The following is a 19,418-nucleotide window of genomic DNA, read 5'->3' as shown; positions in this document are numbered from 1 at the left end:
TCCCGTTCGTCCGTGTCCTTACGGCTTCGGCGTGGCGTGCGGCTCGCACGTCACGTCGCTGCTGTCCAGCTCGCCGCTGAGCAGGTACGCGTCGACCCGGTTGTTGACGCACGGGTTGACCAGGCTGGTCACACCGTGGGACCCGGCGTCCTTCTCGACGATCAGACGCGAGCCCTTGAGCCGCTCGTGCAGCTCGACGGCGCCTTCGAAGGGGGTCGCGGCGTCACGGGTGGCCTGCACGATGAGCACGGGCGGCAGGCCCTTGCGGGTACGCACCTCGACCGGGGTCTGCTGCTTGACGGACCAGGTCGCGCACGGCAGGTTCATCCAGGCGTTGGCCCACGTCATGAAGGGGTGGTCCCGGTGGAGCCGGGTGTTGTCGCGGTCCCACTTCTTCCAGCTGGTGGGCCACTTGGCGTCCGCGCACTCCACGGCGGTGTAGACCGCGTTGCCGTTCTCCGATCTGATGTTGCCCGCGGTGTCCGACAGGTCGGGCGCGGCGGCGTCGACCAGTGCCTGGGTGTCACCGGCGAGGTACTTGCTCCACGTGCGGGCGACGGGCATCCAGGCGGAGTCGTAGTACGGGGCGCTCTGGAAGAGGCCGATGAGTTCGGCCGGGCCGACGACCCCGCCGATCGGGTTCTCCTTCGCGGCGGCCCGCAGCTTCACCCACTGGGCCTCGACCTTCTCGGGGGTGTCGCCGATGTGGAAGGCGGCGTCGTTCTTCGCGACCCAGGCCTTCCAGTCGTCCCAGCGCGTCTGGAACGCGACGTCCTGGTCCAGGTTGGCCTGGTACCAGATCTTCTCCCGGGACGGGTTGACGACGCTGTCGACGACCATCCGGCGGACGTGGCCGGGGAACAGGGTCGCGTACACCGCGCCGAGGTAGGTGCCGTAGGAGACGCCGAGGTAGTTGAGCTTCTTCTCACCGAGTGCGGCCCGGATGACGTCCAGGTCGCGCGCGGTGTTCGGCGTGGTCATGTGCGGCAGCATCCAGCCGCTGCGCTCGGCGCAGCCGTCCGCGTACTCGGCGGCGAGCTTGCGCTGGGCGAGCTTGTCGGCCTCGCCGTCGGGCACCGGGTCGGGCTTGGGCGCCTTGACGAACTCCTGCGGGTCGACGCACGAGATGGGCGTGGAGTGGCCGACGCCGCGCGGGTCGAAGCCGACGAAGTCGTACGCCTTCGCGGTCTTGGCCCACAGCGGGTTCTTGCCGGTGACGCGGACCGGGAAGCGCATGCCCGAGCCGCCGGGGCCGCCCGGGTTGTAGACGAGTGCGCCCTGGCGCTCGTCCTTGGCGCCGGTGCTGCCGATACGGTCGACGGCCAGCCTGATCTGCCGGCCGTCGGGCCGGCTGTAGTCGAGGGGTACGGTCACCCATCCGCACTGGATGGGCTTGGCGAGCCCCCAGTCCTCGGGACAGTCCGCCCAGTCGATTCCTCGCTCCGCTGCCCGCTCCGCGGCGATCCGCGCGCCGCGGGCCTCGGACCAACCGTGGTCACGGTTGTCGGCGTTCGCCGCCGGTGCCGCGATGGCACCGGCCATGAGCGTGCCCGCTATCAGAGTGCCGGCCGAGCCGAGCACTGCTGTGCGTCTCACGTGGAAACCTCCCCCTGCTGCTGTAGTCGTAAGCTCCGGGGGATCCTTTCGCCAACAGGGCAGCGGGGACAGTCCGCACAGGTGTTCTTTACCGAACCAATAACCGGTGAACGGTTTCCGCTCAGCGGTGCAGATCCGGGGCGGCCTCGGCCAGACCGTCGTCGAGCAGCCGCCTCAGGGCGCGCGCGTCGGCGGCAACGGCCGTGACGAGAACGGCGGGTCCGGCCAGCGGTGCGAGTGCGGCGGTCGGTCCGAGCAGAAGCGGTTCACGTGGTTTGTCGGCGTATGCCGGGTCCACGACGAGGAGTTGGCCGACCGCCCGGTGCCCGGCGAGAACGGCCGGGCCGTCCCAGCCGCCGGGCGCGCCGGGACCGCAGGCGAGCTCCGTGTCGAGCAGGAGGCGGCCGGAGCGGTGGACGGTGAGGCGCGTCACGAGCGTGCCCGGCTCCTCGCCGTGGCGGCCGAGGACCTGCTCCTCGCGCAGCACCAGCCGTGCTCCGGGCGCGAGTTCGACGCGGGTGCGCTGGTGCAGGATGCTCCCCCTGGCCGCGACGAGCTGCTCGGGCAGCCAGTGCAGTACAGAGTCCTCCCCCGCCTTCAGGGTCACGTCGTAGCGGGCATGCTCGCCGGTGGGCCCCGGCAGCGCGATGGTCGCGGCGGCGGAGTCCACGGTGAGGCGGGCCCCCTCGCGCACCTCGGCCTCGATGGCGAGCCGGTCCCCGCCGAGCGGCGCGCTCATCGCGCCGACGACGGTGACCTTGCTGCCCGGACCGGTGGCGCGGGTACGGCGCAGGGCGAGCGGCCCGTCGCTGACGAGGACGGGCAGACCGGTACGGTCGGCGACGACGCGGGCTCTGGCCTCGATGCTCATCCGGCGCGCTCAGGCGGTCCAGGCGGCCAGCCGCGCCCGCACCCAGTCGGCGACCGGGCGGACGCCGTCGCCCTCGCGCAACGAGGTGAACGCGACGGGCAGTTCGCCGCGCTGCTCCTTGGCGTCGCGGGCCATGCGCGCGAGGTCGGAGCCGACGTACGGCGCGAGGTCGGTCTTGTTGACGACGAGCAGGTCGGCGGTGGTGACGCCGGGACCGCCCTTGCGCGGGATGTCGTCGCCCCCGGCGACGTCGATCACGAAGATCTGGGCGTCGACGAGCCCTTTGGAGAAGGTGGCGGTGAGATTGTCGCCGCCGGACTCGACGAGGACCAGGTCGAGCGGGCCGACACTGTCCTCCAGGTCCTCGACCGCTTCGAGGTTGGCGGAGATGTCGTCGCGGATCGCGGTGTGCGGGCAGGCTCCTGTCTCGACGGCCTGGATGCGTTCGGGCGGCAGCACGGCGTTGCGCAGCAGGAACTCGGCGTCTTCGCGGGTGTAGATGTCGTTGGTGACGACCGCGATGGAGAACTGGTCGCGCAGGGCGGTGCACAGTGCGGCGACGGTGGCGGTCTTGCCGGAGCCGACCGGCCCGCCGAGCCCGATCCGCAGGGCCCGCCGTGTGCCGTCGGGACGCACGGCGTCGGCGCCGACGGCGGATGCGCCGGCCTCGTCATGGCTGTGATCGAGATGCATGGGGTGCGGCTCCTTGGTGCGGGCGTCTAGGACGCGAAGAGGCGTACGGGCCAGGTCGCGTGCTGCTCGGCGGTGATGTCGAGCAGCGGGGCGGATGCGGCGGGAAGGGCGTCCACTCCTTCGTGGGCGGCCCCGGCCGCCCGGGCGGCGACCTCGTCCATCTCGGGCGCGAGGCGGGCGAGGACCGCCGTGGCCTGGAAGGGGTCGAGGCTGAGGAGCCGTACGGCGGCGGTCGCCGGGCCGCTGACGGTCTCGTAGACGATGCAGTGCGCGGCGTCGTACGGTCCGAGACCGGCTGCGCGGGCGGCGGTGCCGAGCACGATGGGCTGGTGCGTCCCGCGGGGGAACGCGGCGGCCAGCGCGTCGAGTTCGGGCCCCGGCCAGGCGGCGCGGGCGGCGCGCATCATCTGGCGCCCGAGCTTGCGGGCGGCGCCCCGCAGGGCGGGTGAGGGCGTACGCGCGTCGGCGGCGCGGTCGAGCTCGGCGGGGTCGTGCCCGAGGGCGGCAGCGGCGGCGAGCGCGGCGGAGGTGAGCCCGGTGGTGTGCAGACGCCCGCGGCAGAAGTCCGCGAGTCCTGCGGCGTCCCGGATCCGCCCTTCCCGAACGGCCGGCTCGGCACCGCCGGAGTGCGCATGCCCTCCTGCGGGGAACCGCCCGTCGGCCAGCACGAGCAGCGCGGCGCGGCTCATGCGCCACCCGCCATGGCTGCGTAACGGGCCATCCCGCGCCCGGGGCGCGAGCCCCGCACCGGGCTCCCGTCGAACCCGGCGCTCGGGGGCGCGGCCGTCGGAGCCGGACGCGGCGCAGCGGTCAGCACCTGTGGTGTCTTCGGTGGGCGCATCAGAACAGGAAGTACCGCTGCGCCATGGGCAGTTCCGTGGCGGGCGCGGGCTCGACCGGCTCGCCGTCGATCGTCACCGTGAACGTGTCCGCGTCGACCTCGACCCGCGGCAGTGCGTCGTTCTCCCGCATGTCCGCCTTCGTGATCCGCCGCGTGCTCGTGATGGGTACGAACGTCTTCGCCAGCCCCAGCCGTTCCGGGAGGTCGTCCTCGATCGCCGCCCGGGCCACGAAGTTGAACGACCCGTGCGCCGCCGCGCGCCCCAGCGCGCCGAACATCGGCCGCGGCATGACCGGCTGCGGGGTGGGGATGGAGGCGTTGGCGTCGCCCATCTGCGCGTACGCGATCTGCCCGCCCTTGATGACGAGTTGGGGCTTCACGCCGAAGAACGCCGGCTCCCACAGCACCAGGTCCGCCAGTTTCCCGGTCTCGACCGAGCCGATCTCGTGGGCGAGTCCCTGCGCGACCGCCGGGTTGATCGTGTATTTGGCGACATAGCGACGGACCCGGTGGTTGTCGGCGCGTCCGTCGCCGGGCAGTGCGCCGCGCCGCTTCTTCATCACGTGCGCGGTCTGCCAGGTGCGCATGACCACCTCGCCGATGCGGCCCATGGCCTGCGAGTCGGAGGAGACGATCGAGATGGCGCCGAGGTCGTGCAGGACGTCCTCGGCCGCGATGGTGGAGGGCCGGATGCGGGACTCGGCGAAGGCGAGATCCTCGGGCACGGCGGGGTTGAGGTGGTGGCAGACCATCAGCATGTCGAGGTGTTCCTCGATGGTGTTGACGGTGTGCGGCCTGGTCGGGTTGGTGGAGCTCGGCAGCACGTGCGGCTCGGACACCACGGTGATGATGTCGGGCGCGTGGCCGCCGCCCGCGCCCTCGGTGTGGTACGCGTGGATCGTGCGGCCGGCGATGGCGGCGAGTGTGTCGCCGACGAATCCGGCCTCGTTCAACGTGTCGGTGTGGACGGCGAGTTGGGCACCGGTCTCGTCGCACACGGTCAGGCAGGCGTCGATGACGGCAGGGGTGGCGCCCCAGTCCTCGTGGATCTTGAACCCGAGCGCTCCGCCGCGCAGCTGCGCGTGCATGGCCTCGCGCGACATCGTGTTGCCCTTGCCGAGCAGGCCGATGTTGACCGGGTACGTGTCCAGGGCCTCGAACATCCGGGCGAGGTGCCAGGAGCCGGGCGTGATGGTGGTGGCCTTGGTGCCCTCGGCCGGTCCGGTGCCGCCCCCGACGAGGGTCGTCACGCCGGTGGCGAGTGCCTGGTCGACGAGGGTCGGCGAGATGAAGTGGACGTGGGCGTCGACCGCCCCGGCCGTCAGGATCTTCCCGTTGCCCGAGATGATCTCGGTCTCGGGCCCGATGACGAGGTCGGGGTGGACGCCGTCCATGGTGTCGGGGTTGCCGGCCTTGCCGATGCCGGTGATACGCCCGTCCCGGATGCCGATGTCGGCCTTGACGACGCCCCAGTGGTCGATGACGACGGCGCCGGTGACGACGGTGTCGGGGGCTCCGTCGGCCCGTGTCGCACGGGACTGGCCCATCGACTCCCGGATCACCTTGCCGCCGCCGAACACGGCCTCGTCGCCCGCCCGGCCGGGGCCGCCGGAGCGGTCGTCCTCGATCTCGACCAGCAGATCGGTGTCGGCGAGGCGGATGCGGTCGCCGGTGGTGGGCCCGAAGAGATCCGCGTACACGGCACGGTGCAGCTCAGCCATCGAGGTGACCTCCGGTCTCCCCGCGCAGTCCGGCGACGATGCGGCGGCCGGCCAGCGGGACGAGTTCGACGTCGACGGGGATGCCCGGCTCGAACCGTACGGCGGTGCCGGCCGCGATCGCGAGCCGCTTGCCGCGGGCGGCCGCCCGGTCGAACTCCAGGCCCGGGTTGGCCTCGGCGAAGTGGTAGTGGGAGCCGACCTGGACGGGCCGGTCGGCGGCGTTGACGACGGTGAGGCGGGTGGTCTCGCGGCCTTCGTTGAGCACGACGGGCTCGTCGGCGAAGAGGATCTCTCCGGGAATCATCGGCTCCGCCCCTCAGACGATCGGGTCGTGGACGGTGACGAGCTTGGTGCCGTCCGGGAAGGTGGCCTCGACCTGGACGTCGTGGATCATCTCGGGGACGCCTTCCATGACGTCGGCGCGGGTGAGCACCTTGCGCCCCGATGCCATGAGTTCGCCGACGGTGCGGCCGTCACGCGCGCCTTCGAGGATGTGCGAGGTGATGAGGGCGACGGATTCGGGGTGGTTCAGCTTCACCCCGCGCGCCCTGCGCTTCTCGGCCACGTCGGCGGCCACGTGGATGAGAAGTCGTTCCTGCTCGTGCGGGGAGAGTTGCACGCGTCCACCTCACTGTCGTCCGGCCCGGGGGCGTGTGGACCCTGGCCCAGGCCACCGCAGAGTCGACCTGGGCACGGGCATCTCACGACCAGGGGGTGAACGTTAGGACGCAAGTTTTTCCGGCGCGTTAACTGACCCGGGGATCCTGCCGTTGACCGATCTGGGGATCCTGCATGGACATCAGGGCGCGCAGCCCCTCCTCCAGCACCTCGACGCGCACATCGCCGAAGAGCGCCTGCTGGGCGATGAAGCCCTGGGCGGTCGCGATGAGCGTGCGCGCGACGTGGTCGGCGTCCACTTCCTTCTCCATCAGGCCGGCCGCGCGGTAGGCGACAACGAGCTCGGCCCACGCCAGGCGCATGCCGCCGTATCCCTCGGCGAGCGTGGCGGCCAGCGTCTCGTTGCGCAGGGTCTCCGTCCACACCTGGACGACGAGCCGGGCGAAAGCCCTCGCGTCGCCGCCGGGCGCCTCGTCGATCAGCAGCCTGCGCAGCACCCGCCCGAGGAGCACGTCGGGCGTGGGCGGCGGGGTCGTGCGGGCGGCGTCGTCGAAGGCGGCCCGGATACCGCCGAACGCCTCGTCGGCGATGGCCTCGATCAGCTCCTCCTTGCTGCGGAAGTAGCGGTAGACCGCGCCTGCCGAGAGGCCCGCCTCGCGGAGGATGTCCTGCATCGACGTCGCGTGGAAGCCGTTGCGGGCGAAGCAGCGAGCGGCGCCGTCGAGGATCTGCCGCCGACGGGCATCGAGGTGTTCCTGGGATACGCGTGCCATGGCGACCAACCTAAAACGAACGTTCCTTCTTGACAAGGAACGACCCCGGGACGACAGTGGCGATGAAAGCAAAACGAACGATCCTTCTCTTTACGGGAGCCCTCTCATGAGTGCCACACACACGCCGCATGGTCGCGGTGACGGCCTTGATCCCGGTCATGGTCGCCGTGGCCCTGTGGGCCTTCGCATGGCCCGCGGCCCGTACAGCGCCCCGCGACGTCCCCGTCGGTGTCGCCGGCCCCGCCGCCGCGGCGACCGGGGCTTCGAGCAGCGCGCGGGCGCGTTCGAGGTGCACCGGTACGAGGACGAGGCGGCCGCCCGGGCCGCTGTCGAGGACCGGGTCGTATACGGAGCGGTCGTCGCGTCCCCCGAGGGCGTGACCCTGCTGACCGCGCCCGCGGGGAGCCCCGTCGTGGCGCAGATGCTCGAGGAGGCCGTGACCGCGGCGGCGCCGGACGGCGCGCGGGTCCAGGTGGCGGACCTGGCCCCGCTCCCCTCCGGCGACCCGCGCGGCAGCGCCCTCGCGGCGAGCGCGCTGCCCCTCGCGCTGGCCGGGGTCGCGGCCGGGGCGCTGGTCACCGTGCTCGGTCTGCGCGGGATGCGCGGCGCCGCCGCGCTGACAGGTGCGGCGCTGCTGGTCGGCGTGACGACGGCCGGGATCGCGCACAGCTGGCTGGGCGTACTGGACGGCAACTGGTGGGCCGAGGCGGGGGCGCTGGGCCTGACGGCCCTCGCCGTCGGCGCGTCCGTTGCCGGGCTCGGGGCGCTGCTGGGGATACCGGGCATCGGTGTGGGCGCGCTGCTGATGATCCTGATCGGCAACCCGTTCTCGGGTGCGTCGAGCGCGCCCGAACTGCTCCCGGACCCGGCCGGCGTGATCGGACAGTGGCTTCCACCGGGCGCGGGGGCGTGGCTGCTGCGCTCGGTGGCGTACTTCGACGGGCACGGGATCGGATCGGCCCTGTTCACGCTGTCGCTGTGGGCGGGCCTGGGTCTGATCGCGGTCGTCGCCGCCCCCCGCCTCCGCCGCACACCGGCCCCGACGGCCTGACGGCCACCCCCTGAACCGGCCGCGTGCCTCCCCGTCCGCCGAAGCGGACGGGGAGGCACGCGGCCTCTTTCCTGCGCGGTGCAATGCGGGTCTCCTGGCACCGGTCGGGCTGCACCGGGAGCGGGCGCTGCTGCGCCCGGACGGGATGCAGGCGGCACGGAGGGTGCGGCGCAGAGCCCCAGCGCGCGCGGCGGGGAGCCGCCGCCGGGTGTTCAGGCGCGGCGGTCGTCGCCCGGGCGGTGGTGCTCGGCCGCCAGGCCGAACCGGCCGCGTTCGCCGGCAGCGGACGACGACGAGCCGAGCGACGAGACGGAGCGGATCACCTGCTCCTCCGCCGCCTCCCGTTCGCTCTCCAGTCGCTCCAGGTCAGCCGCGGAGACCAGCGCCACGAGCGGCTTCCCGTGACGGGTCACCACGACGCGCTCCCCGCCGTAGACGACGCGGTTGATCAGTTCGGCGAGCTCTGCGCGGGCTTGCGTCACCGGAATCTCGTAGGCCATGCTCCCCATCATAACGGCCTGTACGTCCTGTACATTTTTTACAGAACGCAGCTCGCCCGACTCCGACGAGAGGCATGCCATGAACCGTCCTGCCGCCCGCTACGTCCTGCCCGAGTTCACCGAGCGCACCAGCTCGGGCACCCGCACCCTCGACCCGTACTCGAAGCTGCTCGACGAGCGGATCGTCTTTCTCGGTACCGCCGTCGACGACACCGCCGCGAACGACGTCGTCGCCCAGCTGCTGCACCTCGAGTACGCGGCCCCCGATCAGGACATCTGCCTGTACATCAACTCCCCCGGCGGCTCCATCAGCGCCATGACCGCGATCTACGACACCCTGCAGATCATCACCTGCGACATCGCCACCACCTGCCTGGGCCAGGCCGCTTCGACAGCCGCCTTGCTGCTCGCCGCGGGCACCCCGGGCAAGCGGTCGGCGCTGCCCGGCGCACGTGTCGTCGTCCAGCAGCCCGCCGTGGAGGAGCCGTTGCGCGGCCAGCCGTCCGATCTTGAGATCCACGCCGCCGAGTTGCTGCGCCTGCGGGAGCAGCTGGCGGCCATGCTCGTACGCCACACCGGACAGGGCGCCGAGCGCATCGCGGCCGATCTGGAGCGGGACAGGATCTTCGACGCCGAGGCAGCGAAGGGATACGGCCTGGTGGACCACGTCATCGGGAGCCGCAAAGCCTCGCCGGCCGGGGCGAGGTGAGCGAGGGATGCTGCTCCCGGAGCTGCCACCGCTTCCCGGGCTGACCCGCGCGGAGGCGGAGTTGATCGACAGGTATCTCGAAGTGGTCGATCTGCTGGGGCGGATCAATCCGTCCCGGGTCACCCACACCTACGGCGCGCTGCGCGCCGCTCAGGCACTGGTCGGGCGGGCGACCGCCCTGAAGGACGCCCTGACGCTGATGCACCTGCGCGGGGAGAACGAGGTCTACGCGGACACGCTCGCCGAGGCGCTGCGGATTCTCGACGGGGAACGCAGAGCGAACCGGGTGACCATGCCCCCGGTTTCGACGAGTTGACGGTCGATCCGCTGCTTTCCGCCAAGGGGGCCGCGGCTTTCGTACCCCGTTCGGTGGAGTTTCGGCGACGTTGTTCCGTGCCGCAGGAGTTGCGCCACGCACACCACCGATTTGGCGGAGTCGAACGGCTTCCGCGCTGGTACGACCATGATTCCGCGTCAGGCGAGGCGACCGCCAACATCCCTGTCCACCCGAACAGATCAGTCGTGATTGGCTTCACAAAAGCCGTTTCAACTCGGAAATCGGACATCCATGAGTGACGATCGCTGGGACGACAAGCCCCCGCCACCTTGACGGGGCGGTCCGGGCGGACGCTGAATCCTGCCGCCGCACCGGACGACTGGTCGACAGAAGTGCATCGGCAGGAGTGGAGGACCCGAGCAGCACGGGGTGACCGGTGATCCCGGTAGGCCCCTTGGGGTGAAGCCGCTTCGGCGGCCGGGCGTCTTCGCCAGTCCGAACCCGACAGGTCACCCTTCACAGGCGGCTGACGAAGGGTTGCGCATGACTGCGCAGATGCATGTCCCGTTCCTGCTCACACGTGCGGGCGCCGTATCGGCACTGACCATCGCCGCCGTCGGCGGCACGCTCCTCGCTCCCGGCACCGCCCCCGAGGCCCACGCGATCACCAGCTACGCGAGCAAGGCACTCAAGGTCGCGGCATCGAAGAAGGGGTCGCCGTACAGATTCGGCGCCGTAGGCCCGCACCGCTTCGACTGTTCCGGGCTGACGCAGTACTCGTACAAGAAGGCCGGCAAGAAGCTGCCGCGCACCGCTCAGCAGCAGTACAACCGTACGCGCCATGTCTCCGCCTCCCAACGAAAACGCGGTGACCTGGTCTTCTTCCATTCCGGCGGCTACGTCTACCACGTGGGCATCTACGCCGGCCGAGGGCGGATCTGGCATTCGCCGAAGACGGGCGACGTCGTGCGGCTGGCCAAGATCTGGACCAGGGGCGTCTCGTACGGCCGGGTGCGCTGACGGCCCGCCTTCCGGCTGCCCCGCCTTTCCGGCTCCCCGGCGGCGGCCCCGCGCCTGAGAATCGTCCGCACCCACCATGGTGCGACGGACCGGTGCCGGTCAGTGTGCCAGCGGCTGGACCAGCAGGGTCGCGCCGAGCGTGGTGAGCGCGCCGCCCGTGACTCCTTCCACGGCACGCGTGGTGCGCGGCCTGCGCAGCCACCGGCCCAGCCGGTCCACCAGGAGGGCCACCGCCGGGAACCAGATCAGCGCCAGGAGGACGACGATCGCGGCCAGCAGCAGGGTGCGCGGCAGCACCGCCGCGCCGTCGGGCACGAACTGCGGCAGCAGGCTCAGGAACAGCACCGGCGCCTTCGGGTTGAGGACGTTGGTGAGGAAGCCCTGCCGCAGGCCGCGCCCGACGCCGTGGGAGGGCGCGGCGCCGTCGGGGGCGGCGGGCCCTTCGAGCGGGCGCAGCGCGGAGCGCACAGCGCGCAGGCCCAGCCACAGCACGTAGATCCCGCCGGCGATCTGCAGCGTCCGGTAGAGCACGGGCACCGCCACCAGCACCGCGGCGAGTCCCGCCACGGCCAGCGCGGTGTGCACCAGCAGCCCGCCCGCCACACCGACCGCGCAGGCGACGCCCGCGCGGCGCGAGGCGAGCGCACTGCGTACCACCACGGTGAAGTCGGCACCCGGCATGGCGACCATGCCCGCGGCGACACCGGTGAAAGCGATCAGGTGTGCGTCCATGCCCTCCAGCCTGCCGTCTCAGTGCCTTCAGCGTGTATGGGGAATATCCTGGGTCAGCCAAAAGCAATGCTTAAGGGGTGCGATGTACGACCCGACCCGGCTGGCCGCCCTGGTCGCTGTCGCGGAGGCCGGTTCCATCACCCGCGCCGCGGCCCGCCTGGGTTACACCGCCCCGGCGCTCTCCCAGCAGCTGGCCAAGCTGGAGCGCGAGGCCGGAGCGCCTCTGCTCGTGCGCCACCACCGCGGGGCGCGGCTCACGGCCGCGGGTGAGCTGCTCGCGGAGCGGGCGCGCCGGGTGCTGGACGAGATGGACCGGGCGCGGCACGAGCTGGCCCGGCTGTCGGGGCTCGCGGGCGGCCGGCTGCGGGTGGCCACCTTCACCACGGTCGGCATCCACCTGCTGCCCCCGGTGCTGAGCGCCTTCCGGCGCGCCCATCCGGATGTGGACCTGACCGTCGCCGAGTACGAACCCCCGGATGGGGTCACGGCAGTGGCGCGCGGCGCCATGGATCTCGCGCTGACGCATGCCTACGAGCCCGCCGATCCGGCGCCGCCCCCGCCGGGGGTGGTCGTGGAAACGCTGCTGGTCGAGGAGCTGGTGCTCATCACCGCTCCCGGGCACGCCCTGGCGGGCGGATCGGGGCGGCTGCCGGTGAGCGCACTCGCCGGGCAGCCGCTGATCAGCAGCGCTCCGGCGCATCCGCCGCGCAAGGGAGTGGAGGGTGCGCTGGCCGAGGCGGGGGCGACGCCGGCCGTGGTGTGCGAGTCGCCCGGTTACGCGCTGGTGTGCGCCCTGGTGACCGCGGGGATAGGGGTGGCGGTGGTGCCGGAGATGGTGGCGGCGATGTCCGCCACGCCGCTGCAGGTACGGCAGTTGGAGCCGGCGGCCTTCCGCCGCACGATCTCTGTGGCGCACCGGGGAGAGGAGTCGGGGCCGGCGGCGCAGTCGCTGCGGGCTCTCCTGCGGAGCTCGTTCGGACGGGCGGGTCAACAGGGCACTGCGGCCAGGGTGTGGTGAACCCGGGCGCGGATCAGCCCTTCACGGGTACGGTCCACGGCAGGGCGATCCACACGGTCTTGCCGCCCTCCTCGGTGGGTGTCACGGAGAGCCGCCCGCCGTACTGCGCGGTGAGACTGCGGATGATGACCATCCCCCGGCCGTTGTCCTGTCGGACGGCGGCGGGCAGCCGGCGCGGCCAGCGCGGGTGGCTGTCGGTGACGCCGATGCACAGTCGCTCGTCCCGTTCGAGGCGCACGTCGACGGTGAAGGTGGGCGACTGGCCGAAGGTGTGCTGCACTGCGTTGGTCGCCAGTTCGGAGACGATCAGCCGCAGGGTGTCGACGGCGTCGGTGCCGTCCGGCAGACCCCATCCGCAGACGACATCGGTGACATATCTCCGGGCGGCGGAGACCGATGCCGGATCGCTGGGCAGAGTGACGGATGCTTCTTGACGGTCTGCCATGGCGACGCTGTCCCTTTCCCACCGGGCCGGGCTCCGACTCGTAGCGGATGACACGCGAGGACGGCCACGGATTGCGCTTCGGCGTCAGACTGCCACTTGTCGTCAGGCCGGTGCGGCAATCCACCAAGATACGTGCATATCTGTCGCTCAAAGCGGTGAAGTCTGCGACGAGAGACCGTATTTGGGGACGGACCGCACGCTCCGGACCGGCTGTTCTCAGCCCCGCGGCGCGGAGGCGATGATCGTCGCGACGGCCGTGTCGACCTGCCGGGCGGTCAGATCGGCGCGGGCGGTGAGCCGGATGCGCGAGATGCCGTCCGGCACCGACGGGGGCCGGAAGCAGCCCACGACCAGACCTGCCGTCCGGCAGTCCGCCGCCCAGCGCAGCGCCGCCTCCGGGGAGGGCGCCTGCACGGACACGACGGCCGCGTCCGGCCGCGCGGCGGTCAGTCCCGCGTCCGTGAGCCGCCGGTGCAGCACGGCCGCTACCTCCCGCGCCCGGCCGGCGAGCTCCGGTTCGCGGCGCAGCACCCCGACGGCGGCGAGCGCGCCGCCCGCCGCGGCCGGTGCGAGTCCGGTGTCGAAGATGAAGGTCCTGGCCGTGTTGACCAGGTGCGCGATCACCCGCGCCGGGCCGAGGACCGCGCCGCCCTGGCTGCCGAGGGACTTGGAGAGGGTGAGGGTGGCGACGACTCCGGTCGCGCCGGCCAGTCCGGCGGCGTCGAGCGCGCCCCGGCCGCCGTCGCCGAGGACGCCGAGGCCGTGGGCGTCGTCGACGAGCAGGGCCGCGCCGTGTTCGCGACAGGCTGCCGCGAAGGCGGGCAGCGGCGCGGCGTCGCCGTCGACGGAGAACACCGAGTCGGTGACGACGAGGGCGCGGCGGTCCGGGTGGGCGCCGAGGGTCTTGCGTACGGCGTCGGGGTCGGCGTGCGGGACGACCGCGGTCTCGGCACGGGCGAGCCGGCAGCCGTCGACGATGGAGGCGTGGTTGCCCGCGTCGGACACGACGAGGGCGTCGCGTCCGCCGAGGGCGGTGACGGCGGCGAGGTTGGCCGCGTAGCCGGAGGACAGGACGAGGGCAGCCTCGAAACCGCAGAACGCGGCGAGTTCGCGTTCCAGCTCGGCGTGGAGCGCGGTGGTGCCGGTGACCAGGCGGGAGCCGGTGGCGCCCGCGCCCCAGCGGCGGGCGGCGTCGGCGGCCCCGGCGGTGACCTCGGGCCGGCGGGTCAGTCCCAGGTAGTCGTTGCTCGCCAGATCGAGCAGGGGCGAGTCGGCGGCGCGTGGCCGGAGCGTGCGCACGAGGCCCGCACGCTCGCGACGGCGCGCCTCGTCGTCGATCCAGTCGAAAGGATCCTGAGTGGCCTGCGGCATGAGGGGTCCGGTCCTTTTGTAGGCAGCGCACAGACCTTAACCGCGTGCGGGCCGGGTGCGGATGTGGCCATGCACACACCTCAATCCGCCGCTGTTGTGGGGTTCCTCCTTGGCCCGGGCGGCTGCCGTGGGTAAGGATCAGCGCCATGGACCTGCTGAACACCCTGGTGGAGAAGGGGCTGCGGCGCGAGCTGCCGACCCGTGAAGAAGCGCTCGCCGTACTGGCGACCTCCGACGACGATCTGCTCGATGTGGTGGCCGCGGCCGGCAAGGTGCGCCGCCAGTGGTTCGGACGGCGGGTGAAGCTCAACTATCTGGTCAACCTGAAGTCCGGCCTGTGCCCCGAGGACTGCTCGTACTGCTCGCAGCGGCTCGGGTCGAAGGCGGAGATCCTCAAGTACACCTGGCTGAAGCCGGACGAGGCGTCCCGGGCCGCGGCCGCCGGCGTCGCGGGCGGCGCCAAGCGGGTCTGCCTGGTGGCGAGCGGGCGCGGCCCGACGGACCGGGACGTAGACCGGGTGTCGAAGACGATCGAGGCGATCAAGGAGGAGAACGAGGGCGTCGAGGTGTGCGCGTGTCTCGGTCTGCTCTCCGACGGCCAGGCCGAACGGCTCCGCGAGGCGGGCGCCGACGCGTACAACCACAACCTGAACACGTCCGAGGGGACGTACGGGGACATCACGACCACGCACACCTACGCGGACCGCGTGGACACGGTGAACAAGGCGCACGCCGCGGGCCTGTCCGCGTGCTCCGGTCTGATCGCCGGCATGGGCGAGAGCGACGAGGACCTGGTGGACGTGGTCTTCGCCCTGCGCGAGCTGGACCCGGACTCGGTGCCGGTGAACTTCCTGATCCCCTTCGAGGGCACCCCGCTCGCCAAGGAGTGGAACCTGACCCCGCAGCGGGCGCTGCGCATCCTGGCGATGGTGCGCTTCGTCTGCCCCGACGTCGAGGTGCGTCTCGCGGGCGGGCGCGAGGTCCATCTGCGCACGCTGCAGCCGCTCGCGCTGCACCTGGCCAACTCCGTCTTCCTCGGCGACTACCTGACCAGCGAGGGCCAGGCGGGCAAGGCCGACCTGGAGATGATCGCGGACGCCGGCTTCGAGGTGGAGGGCACCGACACGACGACCCTGCCCGAGCACCGCGGGGCGGTCGGCGGCTGCGGTTCGGTGTGCGGCGACGACGAGGGCTCGGGCGGCTGCCACGACGCGTCCGCCGCGGCGGAGGCGGAGGCCGCTCCGTCGGAGGTCCCGGCGGCCCGTACGGACCTGGTCGCCGTGCGCCGCCGCGGCGCCGGGACGGACCTCGCGCCCAATGCGTGAGTTCACGCCCGGCGAGCTGCGTGCCCTGGACCGCGCCCACGTCTGGCACCCGTACGGTCCGATGCCCGGCCGGGAGGAGCCGCTGGTCGTCGAGTCCGCGGCCGGGGTGCGGCTCAGGCTGGCCGAAGAGATCCACGGGCAGCGCGAGTTGATCGACGGCATGTCGTCGTGGTGGTCGGCCGTGCACGGCTACAACCACCCCGTCCTCAACGAGGCGGCGACGGCGCAGCTGGGCCGCATGAGCCATGTGATGTTCGGCGGGCTCACGCACGAGCCCGCCGTACGGCTGGCGGCCCGGCTGGTGGAGATCACGCCGGAGCCTCTGCGGCATGTCTTCCTGTCCGACTCGGGCTCGGTGTCGGTCGAGGTCGCGGTGAAGATGTGCCTGCAGTACTGGCGCTCGGTGGGCCGCCCGGCCAAGCAGCGGCTGCTGACCTGGCGCGGCGGCTACCACGGCGACACGTGGCAGCCGATGTCGGTGTGCGACCCCGAGGGCGGCATGCACGGTCTGTGGCAGGGCGTGCTGCCCCGGCAGCTCTTCGCGCCCGCCCCGCCGGCCGACTACGACGAGGTGTACGCGGACGGGCTGCGCGAGCTGATCGGGCGGCACGCGGACGAGCTGGCCGCGGTGATCGTGGAGCCGGTGGTGCAGGGCGCGGGCGGCATGCGCTTCCACTCCCCCGCATACCTGCGGGTGCTGCGCGAGGCGTGCGACGAGCACGGCGTGCTGCTGGTCTTCGACGAGATCGCGACCGGTTTCGGCCGCACGGGCGCGCTGTTCGCGGCCGGTCACGCCGGTGTGGCCCCGGACGTGATGTGCCTGGGCAAGGCACTGACCGGCGGCTACCTGTCGCTGGCCGCGACGCTGTGCACCTCCCGGGTGGCGGACGGGATCTCGCGGGGCGAGGTCCCCGTGCTCGCCCACGGCCCGACGTTCATGGGCAACCCGCTCGCCTCGGCGGTGGCGTGCGCGTCCATCGATCTGCTGCTCGGCCAGGACTGGCAGCGGGAGGTGGAGCGCCTGGAGACGGGCCTGCGGGCCGGTCTGGCCGAGGCCGCCGCCCTGCCGGGCGTGAAGGACGTCCGGGTGCTCGGCGGTATCGGTGTCGTACAGCTGGACTGCGCCCTTGACGAGGCGGCCATGGCCTCGGCGACGGCGGCCGCCGTGCGGGAGGGCGTGTGGCTGCGCCCGTTCCGGGACCTCGTGTACACGATGCCGCCGTACGTGACGGGTGACGAGGACCTGGCGCGGGTGTGCCGCGCGGTCCGGGCGGCGGCGGCAGCGGGCTGACGCCAGGGCCGCGGCGCGCATGCGGCGCCCGGAGGAGACGAGCGAGACAGGACAGGGAAGCACCATGACAGTGATCGTCGTGACCGGGACGGGAACCGAGATCGGGAAGACCGTCGTGACGGCGGCCGTCGCCGCGCTCGCCGTGGCCGAGGGCCGGTCGGTCGCCGTGGTCAAGCCGGCGCAGACCGGGGTCGGGCCGCACGAAGCGGGCGACGTCGACGAGGTCCGGCGGCTCGCCGGGCCGGTCACGGGCGTCGAACTGGGCCGGTTCCCGGAGCCCTTGGCGCCCGCGACGGCCGCCCGGCGGGCCGGGCTCGCCCCCGTCACGCCCGACGCGGTGGCCGAGGAGGCCGGGAAGCTCGCGGCGGAGCACGACCTCGTGCTCATCGAGGGGGCGGGCGGCCTCCTCGTACGGTTCGACGAAGCGGGCGCGACACTCGCCGACGTGGCGGGTCTGCTGGGCGCTCCCGTGCTGGTCGTCGTGCCCGCCGGCCTGGGCACTCTCAACACGACCGCGCTGACCGCCGAAGCCCTGCGCGCCCGTGGGCTCGACCAGCTGGGCGTGGTGGTCGGCAGCTGGCCCGGCCGGCCCGACCTCGCGGCCCGCTGCAACCTCGCGGACCTGCCGGAGGCGGCGGGCGCTCCGCTGCTGGGGGCGGTCCCGGAGGGCGCCGGGGCGCTCGCGCCCGCCGCGTTCCGGGAGCGGGCCGGGCAGTGGCTGGCCCCGCGACTCGGCGGCGGCTGGGACGCGGAGGCGTTCGGCTCGGCCGTAGGCTGAGGTCCATGCGCGCACGGATCGACGAGATCGTCTTCGACTGTCACGCCCCCGCCCGCCTCGTCCGGTTCTGGGCGGCGCTCCTCGGCGGCGAGCCGGTCGACCGCAGCGAGGACTGGTCGTACGTCGATCCGCCGGAGTTCGCCCGCGTGGCGTTCCAGCTGGTGCCCGAGGGCAAGACGGCGAAGAACCGGCTCCATCTGGACCTGTACGCGGGCGATGTGGACGCCGCCGCCGACGAGGCGGTGCGGCTGGGCGCGGAGCGCGTCGGCGCCGTCGTCCCCGACGTCCACGGCCGCTTCCAGGTCCTGCGGGACCCCGAGGGCAACGAATTCTGCTTCGTGGCGGGCAACGACGGCTGAGCGGAGTCTTATCGGGGGAGAATGGCCCTGACCGGTCCGCCCCGTCCGAGGAGGTCCGCGATGCCGCCGCGCAGTACGAAGGCGCCCCGGGACGCCGTCCACCATCCGGTCTTCGCCCGTTTCTACGCGCGCATGAGCGTATCGGCGGATGTGAAGGGCGGCATCGCCGCCTACCGCGCGGAGCTCCTGTCGGGCCTGTCCGGCCGTGTCATCGAGATCGGCGCGGGCAACGGTCTCAACTTCGCCCACTATCCGGCGGCCGTCTCCGAGGTCGTCGCTCTCGAACCGGAGCGCACCCTGCGGAAGTTGGCCGTCGAGGCGGGGCTGCGCGCCGGGGTCCCGGTGGACGTCGTGCCGGGTGCGGCGGAGGCACTGCCGGTGAAGAGCGAGGCGTTCGACGCGGCGGTGGCCTCCCTCGTGCTGTGCAGCGTACGGGACCTGCCGCGGGCGCTCTCGGAGATCCGGCGGGTGCTGCGGCCGGGCGGGGAGCTGCGGTTCTTCGAGCACGGCCTGGCCGGCAGCCCGGGCCTGGCGCGGACGCAGCGCGCGCTGGACCGCACGGTGTGGCCCCGTCTGTTCGGCGGCTGCCACACGGCCAGGGACACGCTCGCCGCGATCGAGGCGGCGGGCTTCGAGCTCGGGACGCACCGCAGGTTCAATGTGCCGGACGGCCGGCTGCGGCTGCCGACCTCGCCGTGCGTTCTGGGGGTGGCGCGCCGCCCGTTCACGTCCTAGACGGGAGCGCCCTGGGGCGGGGGCCACGACCCGCGGGCCGGCCCCGGGAGACGGTCACTCGCTCCACTGGCGCAGTTCGTCCGCGACAGCGCGTACGTCCGCCTTGCCCTCCTTGACCAGGCGGGCCAGGTCCCGCACCTGCTCGGGCGAGGTGACCACCTTGAGTCCGCTGGCGACGAGGTAGCCGTAGGCGACGGCGGAGGCGAACATCGCGTTGGAGTGCTCCAACGCGGGCACGTGCAGCAGCAGTTGGAGCAGGGCCGCGGCGCGGGCGTGCGGATCGGCGTAGACGGGCGTGCCGAATATCTCCGCGTCATGACGGCTGACGGCGGCGACGAGCGCGCCCCAGTCGGTGACCTGGGGGTCGCCGGGGGTCTTGTGCTCGGCGACCATGAGAAGCCAGGCGAGATCGATCGTCAGGTTCAACGCTTCTCGCCGAACTCCTCGGCGAAAACCGACTCGTACTGCTTCATGAAATCGGCCGCAGCGTCCACGAAGGCGCGGCCCACCTCGCCTGCGTCCTGCCTGACGAGCTCCTCGATGTAGCGGTTCACGCTCATCCCGCGCTGGAGCGCCCGCCGGCGGGCGGCCTCCGCGGTGGCCTCGTCCACGCGTACGTTCAACTGAGTCTTCGCCACGTCTTCACGCTAGCGCGCGGGCGCTAGCACGGCAAGGTCCTCCCCCGGGCGCGGCC

General features: G+C 72.6%; 23 protein-coding genes, 1 pseudogene and 1 riboswitch. Of the genes and pseudogenes, 10 read left to right on the top strand and 14 right to left on the bottom strand.

Translation table 11 applies throughout. The features are described 5' to 3' along the window. Positions 1 to 18: 18 nt before the first annotated feature. From QFZ82_RS33655 to QFZ82_RS33620, 8 genes are all read right to left on the bottom strand, one after another. Positions 19 to 1,596 carry an alpha/beta hydrolase gene (locus QFZ82_RS33655; RefSeq protein WP_307716714.1) on the bottom strand — a complete coding sequence of 526 codons (1,578 nt, stop codon included), beginning with the start codon at positions 1,594 to 1,596 and terminating at the stop codon, positions 19 to 21. A 121-nt stretch (positions 1,597 to 1,717) separates the two neighbouring features. Continuing rightward, positions 1,718 to 2,467, bottom strand: coding sequence for an urease accessory protein UreD (locus tag QFZ82_RS33650; RefSeq protein ID WP_307716713.1), 750 nt, complete (start codon positions 2,465 to 2,467; stop codon positions 1,718 to 1,720). Positions 2,468 to 2,476: 9 nt separating this feature from the next. Next, positions 2,477 to 3,160 carry an urease accessory protein UreG gene (ureG, locus tag QFZ82_RS33645; RefSeq protein ID WP_177152971.1) on the bottom strand — a complete coding sequence of 228 codons (684 nt, stop codon included), beginning with the start codon at positions 3,158 to 3,160 and terminating at the stop codon, positions 2,477 to 2,479. Positions 3,161 to 3,186: 26 nt separating this feature from the next. After that, on the bottom strand, positions 3,187 to 3,849 hold the full coding sequence (locus tag QFZ82_RS33640; protein WP_307716712.1) for an urease accessory protein UreF: 663 nt from the start codon (positions 3,847 to 3,849) through the stop codon (positions 3,187 to 3,189). A gap of 151 nt (positions 3,850 to 4,000) precedes the next feature. After that, the gene (locus tag QFZ82_RS33635; protein WP_307716711.1) at positions 4,001 to 5,722 is read right to left on the bottom strand and encodes an urease subunit alpha; all 1,722 of its coding nucleotides are present in this window, start codon (positions 5,720 to 5,722) and stop codon (positions 4,001 to 4,003) included. Next, on the bottom strand, positions 5,715 to 6,026 hold the full coding sequence (locus QFZ82_RS33630) for an urease subunit beta (protein WP_307716710.1): 312 nt from the start codon (positions 6,024 to 6,026) through the stop codon (positions 5,715 to 5,717). The genes QFZ82_RS33635 and QFZ82_RS33630 overlap by 8 nt, the downstream gene beginning before the upstream one ends. Positions 6,027 to 6,038: 12 nt before the next feature. Beyond that, complete coding sequence (locus QFZ82_RS33625; protein ID WP_177152975.1) at positions 6,039 to 6,341, bottom strand: urease subunit gamma; 303 nt, start codon at positions 6,339 to 6,341, stop codon at positions 6,039 to 6,041. A gap of 127 nt (positions 6,342 to 6,468) precedes the next feature. Continuing rightward, positions 6,469 to 7,113, bottom strand: coding sequence for a TetR/AcrR family transcriptional regulator (locus QFZ82_RS33620; protein ID WP_307716709.1), 645 nt, complete (start codon positions 7,111 to 7,113; stop codon positions 6,469 to 6,471). 128 nt (positions 7,114 to 7,241) lie between these two features. Between QFZ82_RS33620 and QFZ82_RS33615 the strand changes: the two are divergent. Beyond that, a pseudogene (locus QFZ82_RS33615) lies at positions 7,242 to 8,164 on the top strand (ABC transporter permease). Positions 8,165 to 8,376: 212 nt separating this feature from the next. On the opposite strand, the gene QFZ82_RS33610 reads toward QFZ82_RS33615, so the two are convergent. Next, the gene (locus QFZ82_RS33610) at positions 8,377 to 8,664 is read right to left on the bottom strand and encodes a type II toxin-antitoxin system Phd/YefM family antitoxin (protein WP_307716708.1); all 288 of its coding nucleotides are present in this window, start codon (positions 8,662 to 8,664) and stop codon (positions 8,377 to 8,379) included. A 79-nt stretch (positions 8,665 to 8,743) separates the two neighbouring features. Between QFZ82_RS33610 and QFZ82_RS33605 the strand changes: the two genes are divergently transcribed. From QFZ82_RS33605 to QFZ82_RS33595, 3 genes are all read left to right on the top strand, one after another. Next, a complete protein-coding gene (locus QFZ82_RS33605; RefSeq protein WP_307716707.1) occupies positions 8,744 to 9,373 on the top strand; it encodes an ATP-dependent Clp protease proteolytic subunit in 630 nt (209 codons plus the stop codon). Between the two features lie 7 nt (positions 9,374 to 9,380). After that, positions 9,381 to 9,689, top strand: coding sequence for a hypothetical protein (locus QFZ82_RS33600; protein ID WP_307716706.1), 309 nt, complete (start codon positions 9,381 to 9,383; stop codon positions 9,687 to 9,689). 302 nt (positions 9,690 to 9,991) lie between these two features. Further along, a riboswitch (cyclic di-AMP (ydaO/yuaA leader) is annotated at positions 9,992 to 10,190 on the top strand. A 3-nt stretch (positions 10,191 to 10,193) separates the two neighbouring features. Continuing rightward, entirely contained in the window at positions 10,194 to 10,670 is a 477-nt protein-coding gene (locus tag QFZ82_RS33595) for a C40 family peptidase (protein ID WP_307716705.1), read from the top strand. A gap of 99 nt (positions 10,671 to 10,769) precedes the next feature. Here QFZ82_RS33595 and QFZ82_RS33590 read toward each other — a convergent pair whose 3' ends face one another. Then, positions 10,770 to 11,402: a LysE family translocator gene (locus QFZ82_RS33590; RefSeq protein ID WP_307716704.1), complete on the bottom strand. Its 633-nt coding sequence runs from the start codon at positions 11,400 to 11,402 to the stop codon at positions 10,770 to 10,772. A gap of 82 nt (positions 11,403 to 11,484) precedes the next feature. Here QFZ82_RS33590 and QFZ82_RS33585 point away from each other — a divergent pair, with 82 nt between their 5' ends. Next, a complete protein-coding gene (locus QFZ82_RS33585; RefSeq protein WP_307716703.1) occupies positions 11,485 to 12,420 on the top strand; it encodes a LysR family transcriptional regulator in 936 nt (311 codons plus the stop codon). 13 nt (positions 12,421 to 12,433) lie between these two features. On the opposite strand, the gene QFZ82_RS33580 is transcribed toward QFZ82_RS33585, so the two are convergent. Together QFZ82_RS33580 and QFZ82_RS33575 are read right to left on the bottom strand one after the other, a co-directional pair. After that, a complete protein-coding gene (locus QFZ82_RS33580) occupies positions 12,434 to 12,865 on the bottom strand; it encodes an ATP-binding protein (RefSeq protein WP_307716702.1) in 432 nt (143 codons plus the stop codon). 216 nt (positions 12,866 to 13,081) lie between these two features. After that, entirely contained in the window at positions 13,082 to 14,236 is a 1,155-nt protein-coding gene (locus QFZ82_RS33575) for an 8-amino-7-oxononanoate synthase (RefSeq protein WP_307716701.1), read from the bottom strand. Positions 14,237 to 14,382: 146 nt separating this feature from the next. On the opposite strand from QFZ82_RS33575, the gene bioB reads away from it, so the two are divergent. The 5 genes from bioB to QFZ82_RS33550 all read left to right on the top strand — a co-directional run bounded on the left by bioB (position 14,383) and on the right by QFZ82_RS33550 (position 18,724). After that, complete coding sequence (gene bioB / locus QFZ82_RS33570) at positions 14,383 to 15,561, top strand: biotin synthase BioB (protein WP_307716700.1); 1,179 nt, start codon at positions 14,383 to 14,385, stop codon at positions 15,559 to 15,561. After that, the gene (locus tag QFZ82_RS33565) at positions 15,554 to 16,852 is read left to right on the top strand and encodes an adenosylmethionine--8-amino-7-oxononanoate transaminase (protein ID WP_307716699.1); all 1,299 of its coding nucleotides are present in this window, start codon (positions 15,554 to 15,556) and stop codon (positions 16,850 to 16,852) included. Before bioB ends, QFZ82_RS33565 begins: the two co-directional genes overlap by 8 nt. 64 nt (positions 16,853 to 16,916) lie before the next feature. Next, positions 16,917 to 17,630 (top strand): dethiobiotin synthase, encoded by a 714-nt coding sequence (gene bioD, locus QFZ82_RS33560; protein ID WP_307716698.1) that lies wholly within the window; start codon positions 16,917 to 16,919, stop codon positions 17,628 to 17,630. A 5-nt stretch (positions 17,631 to 17,635) separates the two neighbouring features. After that, the gene (locus QFZ82_RS33555) at positions 17,636 to 17,989 is read left to right on the top strand and encodes a VOC family protein (protein WP_307716697.1); all 354 of its coding nucleotides are present in this window, start codon (positions 17,636 to 17,638) and stop codon (positions 17,987 to 17,989) included. A gap of 60 nt (positions 17,990 to 18,049) precedes the next feature. Then, on the top strand, positions 18,050 to 18,724 hold the full coding sequence (locus tag QFZ82_RS33550) for a class I SAM-dependent methyltransferase (RefSeq protein ID WP_307716696.1): 675 nt from the start codon (positions 18,050 to 18,052) through the stop codon (positions 18,722 to 18,724). Positions 18,725 to 18,778: 54 nt separating this feature from the next. On the opposite strand, the gene QFZ82_RS33545 is transcribed toward QFZ82_RS33550, so the two are convergent. Together QFZ82_RS33545 and QFZ82_RS33540 are read right to left on the bottom strand one after the other, a co-directional pair. Next, complete coding sequence (locus QFZ82_RS33545) at positions 18,779 to 19,150, bottom strand: fic family toxin-antitoxin system, toxin component (RefSeq protein WP_177152991.1); 372 nt, start codon at positions 19,148 to 19,150, stop codon at positions 18,779 to 18,781. Beyond that, positions 19,147 to 19,362 carry an antitoxin gene (locus QFZ82_RS33540; RefSeq protein ID WP_307716695.1) on the bottom strand — a complete coding sequence of 72 codons (216 nt, stop codon included), beginning with the start codon at positions 19,360 to 19,362 and terminating at the stop codon, positions 19,147 to 19,149. The genes QFZ82_RS33545 and QFZ82_RS33540 overlap by 4 nt, the downstream gene beginning before the upstream one ends. Positions 19,363 to 19,418 lie beyond the last annotated feature (56 nt).

Origin of the sequence: Streptomyces sp. V4I23, assembly GCF_030817975.1 — a bacterium.
Taxonomy (GTDB): domain Bacteria; phylum Actinomycetota; class Actinomycetes; order Streptomycetales; family Streptomycetaceae; genus Streptomyces.
The sequence above is the reverse complement of the archived record's forward strand: the minus strand, read 5'-3'. Positions and strand labels throughout refer to the sequence as shown.

Excerpts from the sequence above, each read along its gene's own strand:
- QFZ82_RS33650 (WP_307716713.1), bottom strand. The coding sequence starts at position 2,467 with ATGAGCATCGAGGCCAGAGCCCGCGTCGTCGCCGACCGTACCGGTCTG.
- ureG (WP_177152971.1), bottom strand. The coding sequence starts at position 3,160 with ATGCATCTCGATCACAGCCATGACGAGGCCGGCGCATCCGCCGTCGGC.
- QFZ82_RS33640 (WP_307716712.1), bottom strand. The coding sequence starts at position 3,849 with ATGAGCCGCGCCGCGCTGCTCGTGCTGGCCGACGGGCGGTTCCCCGCA.
- QFZ82_RS33635 (WP_307716711.1), bottom strand. The coding sequence starts at position 5,722 with ATGGCTGAGCTGCACCGTGCCGTGTACGCGGATCTCTTCGGGCCCACC.
- QFZ82_RS33630 (WP_307716710.1), bottom strand. The coding sequence starts at position 6,026 with ATGATTCCCGGAGAGATCCTCTTCGCCGACGAGCCCGTCGTGCTCAAC.
- QFZ82_RS33620 (WP_307716709.1), bottom strand. The coding sequence starts at position 7,113 with ATGGCACGCGTATCCCAGGAACACCTCGATGCCCGTCGGCGGCAGATC.
- QFZ82_RS33610 (WP_307716708.1), bottom strand. The coding sequence starts at position 8,664 with ATGGCCTACGAGATTCCGGTGACGCAAGCCCGCGCAGAGCTCGCCGAA.
- QFZ82_RS33605 (WP_307716707.1), top strand. The coding sequence starts at position 8,744 with ATGAACCGTCCTGCCGCCCGCTACGTCCTGCCCGAGTTCACCGAGCGC.
- QFZ82_RS33600 (WP_307716706.1), top strand. The coding sequence starts at position 9,381 with ATGCTGCTCCCGGAGCTGCCACCGCTTCCCGGGCTGACCCGCGCGGAG.
- QFZ82_RS33595 (WP_307716705.1), top strand. The coding sequence starts at position 10,194 with ATGACTGCGCAGATGCATGTCCCGTTCCTGCTCACACGTGCGGGCGCC.
- QFZ82_RS33590 (WP_307716704.1), bottom strand. The coding sequence starts at position 11,402 with ATGGACGCACACCTGATCGCTTTCACCGGTGTCGCCGCGGGCATGGTC.
- QFZ82_RS33585 (WP_307716703.1), top strand. The coding sequence starts at position 11,485 with ATGTACGACCCGACCCGGCTGGCCGCCCTGGTCGCTGTCGCGGAGGCC.
- QFZ82_RS33580 (WP_307716702.1), bottom strand. The coding sequence starts at position 12,865 with ATGGCAGACCGTCAAGAAGCATCCGTCACTCTGCCCAGCGATCCGGCA.
- QFZ82_RS33575 (WP_307716701.1), bottom strand. The coding sequence starts at position 14,236 with ATGCCGCAGGCCACTCAGGATCCTTTCGACTGGATCGACGACGAGGCG.
- bioB (WP_307716700.1), top strand. The coding sequence starts at position 14,383 with ATGGACCTGCTGAACACCCTGGTGGAGAAGGGGCTGCGGCGCGAGCTG.
- QFZ82_RS33565 (WP_307716699.1), top strand. The coding sequence starts at position 15,554 with ATGCGTGAGTTCACGCCCGGCGAGCTGCGTGCCCTGGACCGCGCCCAC.
- bioD (WP_307716698.1), top strand. The coding sequence starts at position 16,917 with ATGACAGTGATCGTCGTGACCGGGACGGGAACCGAGATCGGGAAGACC.
- QFZ82_RS33555 (WP_307716697.1), top strand. The coding sequence starts at position 17,636 with ATGCGCGCACGGATCGACGAGATCGTCTTCGACTGTCACGCCCCCGCC.
- QFZ82_RS33550 (WP_307716696.1), top strand. The coding sequence starts at position 18,050 with ATGCCGCCGCGCAGTACGAAGGCGCCCCGGGACGCCGTCCACCATCCG.